The sequence below is a fragment of the Neisseria sp. P0001.S005 genome, assembly GCF_051963715.1.
Genome location: NZ_JBQCTZ010000359.1, coordinates 1 through 1,954, shown reverse-complemented (window position 1 = coordinate 1,954; position 1,954 = coordinate 1). Strand labels below are relative to the sequence as shown.

Below are 1,954 nucleotides of genomic sequence, written 5' to 3'. Positions count from 1 at the left end.
CCCAACAGTTTGCCCAAATGCGCGGCAACAGGCGCTACATCGTCTTCAGGATGGAATTCGCCTTCGGTCGGACGGCCGAGGTGGATCATCACGATCACAGACGCGCCGTTGTCCAAGCAGTATTTAATGGATGCGAGCGAAGCGCGGATACGGGTGTCGTCGCTGATGTTGCCGTCTTTGAACGGCACGTTCATATCGGCGCGGATCAGAACGGTTTTGCCTTGAACATTTTGTTCGGTCAGTTTCAAAAATGTCATGATGATTCCTTTGTGATGGTTGGAAACGGGAATGTTTGGGATTATCCGCGAATGAGGGACGACGGTAAAGATTGGCAACGGCCGCGCTTGATGTGAATCAGCAGATAAGACCCAGGCCGTCTGAAACATTCGGCCAATCTTTCAGATTTTCCGCTATACTTTGGCGATTGATTTTCATTTTACGGATTAAACCATGTTACGCCGAATTGCTTTAATGCTTGCCTTCGCGCTGCCTGCCGCCTCATGGGCGCAGACGCTTTCTGAAACCCTGCCCAACGGTCTGAAAATCATCGTCAAAGAAGACCACCGCGCGCCTGTGGCCGTTTCGCAGATTTGGTACAAAATCGGCAGCGTGGATGAAAAACCGGGCAAAAGCGGCCTGAGCCACGCTTTGGAACACATGATGTTTAAAGGCACGAAAGACGTTCCCTCCGGCGAGTTCAACCGCCGCGTGTCCGAGCTGGGCGGACAAAACAACGCCTACACCAGCCGCAATGAAACGGTGTATTACGAAAACGTCGCCGCCGCCAACCTGCCCGAGATTCTGAAGCTCGAGGCAGACCGCATGCACAACCTCAACTTCAGCGACAAAGAATTCCTCAACGAGATGAACGTCATCCGTGAAGAACGCCGCCAGCGCACGGAAGACACGGCCGACGGCAAAATGTGGGAACAAGCCTATCTTGCCGCCTTTACCCAACCGTCCATGCGCGCCTCCGTCATCGGCTACATGAAAGATTTGCACACCCTAAAAGCCGACGACCTGCGCGCGTGGTACAAACAATATTACGCGCCCAACAATGCCGTATTGGTCATTGTCGGCGATGTCGATGCTAAACAAACGCTTCAGACGGCCGCCAAACTCTTTGGCGATATTTCGGCCAAAGCCCAGCCGCCACGCAACAAACTCCATACCGAACCCTATTTGCGCAAGCCTGTTACGGTCAAAGCCACTTCTCCGGTCACACACCAGCCGCTGATTGCCATCAACTTCCGTGTGCCGAAACTCCAAAAATTCGACGACGCAATGCCTTTTGCCCTCGACGTCCTCTCCGATATTTTGGCAGGCAACGCGTCCAGCCGTTTTGACAAAAACCTCGTGCGCGGCAAGCAAACCGCATTGAACGCAGGAACGCATTACGACATCATCAGCCGTGAAATGCCGCTGTTCAGCGTAATGGCCATGCCTGCCGAAGGCGTGAAAACCGATACTCTGATTGCCCAGCTGCGCCAAGAAATCAAAGACATTGCCGACAACGGCGTTTCCGAAGAAGAATTGCAGCGCGTCAAAACCCAAGCAGCGGTCAACGAAATCTACGCCAAAGACTCCATGTCTTCCCAAGCCTCCATGATGGGCCGCCTCGAAGCGCGCGGTTTCCAATATACCGACGAACAAGAAATCCACCGCCGCCTGCAGGCAGTCAGCGCGCAAGAAGTACAGGCTGCCGCCCGGATGTTGACCGACGAACGCATGAGCACCGTCATCATCGAGCCGCAAAAACCTGCCGCCGCGCCAAGCAAAAAAACTGCCAAACGCCGATAAACATCAGGCCGTCTGAAAGCCCATACCCTTTCAGACGGCCTTAACAGAAAGCCACAACATGAAACCCACCCTGCTCACCCTTGCCCTACTCCTGCCCTTAAGCGTCCAAGCCGCCACCGACATCCAACGCTGGCGCAACCGCGACGGCACCCAA

General features: G+C 54.4%; 2 protein-coding genes. One reads left to right on the top strand and one right to left on the bottom strand.

Going from position 1 to position 1,954, the window contains the following annotated elements; all coding sequences use genetic code 11:
- A partial coding sequence (pgk, locus tag ACTHSP_RS20120; RefSeq protein WP_440346784.1) for a phosphoglycerate kinase occupies positions 1-386 on the bottom strand: 386 nt, incomplete at its 3' end.
- A 64-nt stretch (positions 387-450) separates the two neighbouring features.
- On the opposite strand from pgk, the gene ACTHSP_RS20115 reads away from it, so the two are divergent.
- Positions 451-1,800: a M16 family metallopeptidase gene (locus ACTHSP_RS20115; protein ID WP_049329363.1), complete on the top strand. Its 1,350-nt coding sequence runs from the start codon at positions 451-453 to the stop codon at positions 1,798-1,800.
- Positions 1,801-1,954: the final 154 nt, after the last annotated feature.

Coding starts and splice junctions, on each gene's coding strand:
- ACTHSP_RS20115 (WP_049329363.1), top strand. CDS start 451: ATGTTACGCCGAATTGCTTTAATGCTTGCCTTCGCGCTGCCTGCCGCC.